This is a genomic window from Spirillospora sp. NPDC049652 (genome assembly GCF_040675125.1).
In the GTDB taxonomy this organism is placed as follows: domain Bacteria; phylum Actinomycetota; class Actinomycetes; order Streptosporangiales; family Streptosporangiaceae; genus Spirillospora.
The window spans coordinates 1-5,631 of record NZ_JBFAOF010000443.1; the positions used below are offsets into that span (position 1 = coordinate 1).

Annotated in this window: 7 protein-coding genes; 4 read left to right on the forward strand and 3 right to left on the reverse strand. The window is 72.7% G+C overall.

Annotated features, from left to right (window positions below; translation table 11 throughout):
- The 3 genes from AB0J52_RS24645 to AB0J52_RS24655 form a co-directional block, all read left to right on the forward strand.
- On the forward strand, positions 1–999 hold a 999-nt coding region (locus AB0J52_RS24645), incomplete at its 5' end, for an aggregation-promoting factor C-terminal-like domain-containing protein (protein WP_500184512.1).
- Between the two features lie 404 nt (positions 1,000–1,403).
- Positions 1,404–1,853, forward strand: a complete 450-nt coding sequence (locus AB0J52_RS24650; protein ID WP_500184513.1) for an aggregation-promoting factor C-terminal-like domain-containing protein — start codon at positions 1,404–1,406, stop codon at positions 1,851–1,853.
- Positions 1,854–2,088: 235 nt separating this feature from the next.
- Entirely contained in the window at positions 2,089–2,667 is a 579-nt protein-coding gene (locus tag AB0J52_RS24655) for an aggregation-promoting factor C-terminal-like domain-containing protein (RefSeq protein ID WP_500184514.1), read from the forward strand.
- A gap of 123 nt (positions 2,668–2,790) precedes the next feature.
- On the opposite strand, the gene AB0J52_RS24660 is transcribed toward AB0J52_RS24655, so the two are convergent.
- Positions 2,791–3,162 carry a DUF4357 domain-containing protein gene (locus tag AB0J52_RS24660; protein ID WP_500184515.1) on the reverse strand — a complete coding sequence of 124 codons (372 nt, stop codon included), beginning with the start codon at positions 3,160–3,162 and terminating at the stop codon, positions 2,791–2,793.
- Between the two features lie 51 nt (positions 3,163–3,213).
- Between AB0J52_RS24660 and AB0J52_RS24665 the strand changes: the two genes are divergently transcribed.
- Positions 3,214–3,369 carry an antibiotic biosynthesis monooxygenase family protein gene (locus tag AB0J52_RS24665; RefSeq protein ID WP_500184516.1) on the forward strand — a complete coding sequence of 52 codons (156 nt, stop codon included), beginning with the start codon at positions 3,214–3,216 and terminating at the stop codon, positions 3,367–3,369.
- 166 nt (positions 3,370–3,535) lie between these two features.
- On the opposite strand, the gene AB0J52_RS24670 is transcribed toward AB0J52_RS24665, so the two are convergent.
- Entirely contained in the window at positions 3,536–4,927 is a 1,392-nt protein-coding gene (locus tag AB0J52_RS24670) for a class II fumarate hydratase (RefSeq protein ID WP_500184518.1), read from the reverse strand.
- A gap of 160 nt (positions 4,928–5,087) precedes the next feature.
- A partial coding sequence (locus tag AB0J52_RS24675) for a hypothetical protein (protein ID WP_500184519.1) occupies positions 5,088–5,631 on the reverse strand: 544 nt, incomplete at its 5' end.

Genomic DNA, 5,631 nt, shown 5'->3' on the forward strand with positions numbered 1-5,631 from the left:
GGCTCCGAGCCCTTCGCGGCGCCTGCGGCGTTCGGCGCGGCCCCCGAGGCCGCCACGCCCGCCGAGGCCCCCGAGCCCGCCCAGGACGACCTCCGGGTCGCCGGCGCGGCCGCACGGCCCGGTGCGGGCGTCGCGGGCGACACCGGCGAACTCCCGCCGTTCGAGCCCGGCCTCGCCGGAGCCGCCGGCTTCCCGGGGGCCACCGAGGTCATCTCGAGCGACGAGCCCGCCGCCGGGCGGGCGCGCCGTCCCCGGCAGGCCCGCAGGAGTGCCGGTCGTCGTCCCGCCTCGGCCCCGGGTTCCGCCCGGTCCGGCTCGTCCGGCCGCGCCGGTGTGAAGATCGCCGCCATGGCGGCGGGCGCGGTCGTCGTCCTCGGCGGCGGCGGCGCCGCGTTCGCCCTCACCGGCTCCGGTTCGGGCTCGGGCAAGAGCGGCGCGAACTCCGACCAGGCGACCGTCGCGGCCGGCCCGGCCAAGCCCGCAATGCCGCCGCTCGACCCGGCGAAGGTCGAGGCGCAGCGCAAGAAGCTGGCGATCGACCGCGCGTCCCGCGCCAACCGCGACGGCGGCGACAAGGTCAAGCTGATGCCCAAGGGCAAGCCCGTCCCGACGCCGACCAAGTCCCCCGACTCGGCGGGCGGCGACAAGGGCGGCAGTGGCGGCGGCGGTGGCCCGAGCGGCGACCCGGTGCCCGCCGGCACCGCCCAGCAGATCGCCAAGTCGATGCTGCCGAGCTACGGCTTCTCCGGCTCCGGGCAGTTCGGCTGCCTGGTCAAGCTGTGGAACAAGGAGAGCGGCTGGAACACCCACGCCGCCAACCCGACGTCCGGCGCCTACGGCATCCCGCAGGCCCTGCCCGGCTCGAAGATGGCGAGCGCCGGCTCCGACTGGCAGAACAGCGCCAGCACCCAGATCAAGTGGGGCCTCGGCTACATCAAGAACCGCTACGGCACCCCCTGCGGCGCCTGGTCCCACAGCCAGTCCGTCGGCTGGTACTGACCCCTGGCCGGACGGCCGACGCTCGACGTCGGCCGTCCGCGCCGAGCAGCCGGTCTCACCGGCGCTGACGGCCGGCCTCCCGGCCGGTCCCAACTCCACAGGACTCGGACGGTCCGCCCGCTCGCGGCCGTCCGGCTGAGGGAAGCCCTCTCCCGTCACGGAGGGAAGGGCCCCTCGGGCGCGCAAGGATCGCGCCCTCCCGGCTGATCCCCCTCTTGAGGATCGGCCTTCCACCTCGGCAGCACGTGCGATCCGTCCCCATGGGGCGGTCCCTCCGCACGGCCTCCGCGTCACCCAGACGCTCCCTGGCGCCCGGTCGCCACGCCCGCATGGACGTGGCCGCGCCGGCCGAGGTGGCCATCCGCCGGACCGACCGGTCCGTCCGGCACGACGAAAGGTCCCCCTTGGCTGTCAAGCCGCTCCGTAGTTCCGCCACGGTCGTCCTCGCCGCGTCCCTCACCTTCGGCGTCGTCGCCGAGGCCGTCCCCGCCCAGGCGGCGGCCCCGACCCGCGCCGCCGTCACGGCGAAGACCTCCGCGCACAAGCCCACCCGGTCCCAGCGCAACAGGGCGATCGCCAAGCCCATGGTCGCCAAGCGCGGCTGGTCCACCCGGCAGTACAAGTGCCTGGTGAAACTCTGGAATCGGGAAAGCCACTGGAATCACAAGGCGGGGAACGCCTCCGGCGCGTACGGCATCCCGCAGGCGCTCCCCGGACGCAAGATGCGCAGCGCCGGCAAGGACTGGCGCACCAACCCGAAGACGCAGATCAAGTGGGGTCTGCGCTACATCAAGGGCCGCTACGGCACCCCGTGCCGCGCCCTCGGGCACTCCAACTCGCGCGGTTGGTACTGACCACTTCGCCCTGATCGGACGCCACGTCCGGTGATGACCGCTTTCGGTGTCTGATCTGTAGGGCTGTGTCGCGTACGGGGCTTGCGTCCCGACGCGGACGCGAGGGGACGGACTCCGGTCCGTCCCCTTTTGTCCGCCCGTTCGGGAAGCGCGCGGCCATGGGTCGGCAAAAGCCCGGTCCGCGCCTCCGGAATCTGCCCGCCTCCCGGCGCGGAACCGGAGCACGCTACGGTCCGTGTCCACTCACCGATGCACCGACACCGTCCGTGACCGGCCGCGCCTGCTCCGCGTCCTGCTCGGCCGTCCGGCGCCCGGCCCGTCCGGCCGGATCCGCGCCGCCGCCCGCCTCGCCGCCGTCGGTGCGGCCACGGCCCTGGTCGCCACGCCGCTGCTCGCCGACCCGGAGCTCACCACCCCGCCCGTCGCCGAGCGTCGCGCCGCCGGCGCCGCCCTCCCCATGAGCGCCGCCGCGGAACGCCCCCTCGGCCGCCGCTTCCACCGCGAACGCCGCGTGCGCCGCAACAAGGCCGTGGCCCGCACCCTCATGAACCGCTTCGGCTGGCGGTCCGCCGCCCAGTTCCGCTGCCTGGAACGGCTCTGGACGCACGAGAGCCACTGGAACGAACGCGCCCACAGCGCCTCGGGCGCCCACGGCATCCCGCAGGCCCTCCCAGGCGCCAAGATGGCCGCCGCCGGCCCCCACTGGCAGTCCGACGTCCAGACCCAGATCCGCTGGGGCCTCCGCTACATCCGAGGCCGCTACGCCACCCCCTGCACCGCCTGGACCCACTGGCGCTCCACCAACTGGTACTGACCCGCAGCCGAGGTGCCGCATCCGAAGCATTCGCCATAAAGGGATTGCGCGAAACTCTACTTTTGGTCCTTCCTCTTATCGGGGCGCTCCGGCCGGCTACCTGATGTCCGAGGCGTGCGCTTGTCAGTCCCCGATGACCTCCTTGTAGGAACGGCCGTCGGAGGTCTTCCAGTTCGCCGGGCCGGAGCCTTTGCCGCCGAACATGACCGCGACGGCGGCGGAGGAGGACTGGAAGACGAGGTCGCGGGCCGCGATCAGAGAGTCGGGATCACCATCATCGGCCAGGTCCTTGGCGCTGATGAGGCTCGCCCGCAGCACGTGGTAGCCCTCATCGTCGGTGAAGCCCTTCGCGTTGTGGCGGACCGCCCGGGAGCCCTTCAGGACCAGCATTGCCTTGCCCGGCAACGCGATCGCCCTCGCGGTCACACCTTTGCTCGTGAGGGAGAAAACGGGAGAAATAGCGTATTCACGGCCATTGATCTTGATCTCATCCATGGCGGGAAATACTAACGGGATGACCGCTCTAGGGGGGCGGCCATGGTCATTGTGAAGATCAACTTGATCGGGGTGCCCGAGGGGCCCGGAGCGGACCTCGAGCGGCGCGTCGCTGAGAACATCCACGAGACGGAAGGCGCCAAGGGGCTGCTGAGTCACGAGCTGCTGCGGTCGACGGACGGGGCCCCTACCTCGGTGACCCGCTGAGGAAGCGAGGAGGACTTCCAGACGTTCGTGGCCGGCGCACCGAAGAGCGTGCGCACGGGCGACTGGGGGGACGCGGCGACCAGCGCGAGGCTGCGCTCCTTCGAGACGATCGAGTGAGCCCGAGCGACGGGGCGCGGCATCCTTCGGCGCCGCGCCCCGCGGTTGGTCAGTTCTGGGGTGGGCGGGTCATGGAAAGGACGTCGAGGGCGGCGTCGAGTTGGGCTTCGGTCAGGTTGCCGTTGTCCAGGTGGCCGCGTTCGATGACGACCTCGCGAATGGTCCTGCGCTCGGCGAGGGCCTGCTTGGCGACCTTCGCGGCCTCCTCGTAGCCGATATAGCGGTTCAGCGGGGTCACGATGGACGGGGACGACTCGGCGTACTCGCGGGCGCGCTCGACGTCGGCCTCGATGCCGTCGATCGTCCGGTCGGCGAGCAGGCGGGACGCGTTCGCCAGCAGGGTGATCGACTCCAGGATGTTCCGCGCGAGCATCGGCAGCATGACGTTCAGCTCGAAGTTGCCGGACGCGCCGCCGAACGCGATCGCGGTGTCGTTGCCGATGACCTGGGCGGCGACCTGCGCGACGGCCTCGGGGACGACCGGGTTGACCTTGCCCGGCATGATCGAGGAGCCGGGCTGCAGGTCGGGCAGGCGGATCTCGGCGAGCCCTGCACGGGGGCCGGAGCCCATCCAGCGCAGGTCGTTGGCGATCTTGGTGAGGGAGACCGCGATGGTCTTGAGCGCGCCGGACGCCTCGACCAGGCCGTCCCGGGCGCCCTGCGCCTCGAAGTGGTCGCGCGCCTCGGTGAGGGGCAGGCCGGTCGCGCGGGAGATCTCCGCGATGACGCGGACGGCGAAGCCGGGCGGGGTGTTGATGCCGGTGCCGACGGCCGTCCCGCCGAGGGGCAGTTCGGCCAGCCGCGGCAGGACGGCCTCCAGCCGCTCGACGCCGTGCCGGACCTGCGCCGCGTAGCCGCCGAACTCCTGGCCGAGGGTGACGGGCGTCGCGTCCATCAGGTGGGTGCGGCCGGACTTCACGACGTCGGCGAACTCGTCCCGCTTGCGCGCGAGCGACGCCTCCAGATGGCGCAGCGCGGGGATCAGGTCGTTCACCACGGCGCCCGTCGCGGCGATGTGGACCGACGACGGGAACACGTCGTTCGACGACTGCGACGCGTTGACGTGGTCGTTCGGGTGGACGTCCCGGCCGAGGCGCTCGGTGGCGAGCGTCGCGACGACCTCGTTGGTGTTCATGTTGGACGACGTGCCCGACCCGGTCTGGAACACGTCGATCGGGAACTGGTCGTTCCACTTGCCGGCGGCGACCTCCAGGGCCGCCTCGCGGACCGCGGCGGCCATGTCCTCGTCCAGGACGCCCAGTTCGGCGTTGACCGCGGCGGCGGCCGCCTTGATCTGGCCGAGGGCGGCGATGTGCGCGGGTTCGAGGCCGCGTCCGGAGATCGGGAAGTTCTCGACGGCGCGCTGCGTCTGCGCCCGCCACTTGGCCTCGGCAGGGACCCGAACCTCGCCCATGGAGTCGTGCTCGATCCGGTAGTCCATGGAAAAGCCACCTCCGCTGTGCCGCGTCCCTGCGGCATATCCGCTGTGAACCGACGCTAACTCTCACCAGTCCGCAGCCTTGGAGGCGGGCCGTCCATTCCCGGACGTGATCGATCAGACAGCGACCCCGGCCCCGCGGTCCCGGGCCAGGGCCGGCGCGTCAGCCTCCCGCGGGCCGGGCCACGTTGTAGGTGCGGCGCTCGCCGGGACGCCCCTCCGGCTTGCGCTGCCCGTTGACCCAGACGTCGCAGGCCGCGGCGTTGCCGACCACGGCCGTCAGTTTCGGCTGGCTGTACTTGCGGGCGTCGCCCTTGGCGAGCGTCTCGTCCGCGATGACGGTCAGCTTGGGAGCCGGGACCGAGACGAAGAGCTTGCAACCGTCCTCGCGCGCGCGCACGAGCAGGGTCGCGGACTCGGCGCCCGACGGCGTCCCGGACGCCGGCCGCTCGCCGCTGGTCTTCGGCGGCCGCGTGGGGGACGGGCCGGGCTTCTCCTTCGTCATCCCGAAGATCAGCGCGGCCGCCCCGATGCCGCAGGACGCGACGGTCGCGCTGACGAGCGCGATCACGACCATGAGCCGGAGGCGCGGCGCGGCGGGCGCCGCGCGCCGGGCCGAGCGCGGCCCGTTGAGGGCGCGTTCCAGCCGGTCGGCGGCGCGGGCGTGGGTGAGCCGGCGCGTGGGGTTCTTCACGAGCAGGCCGTCG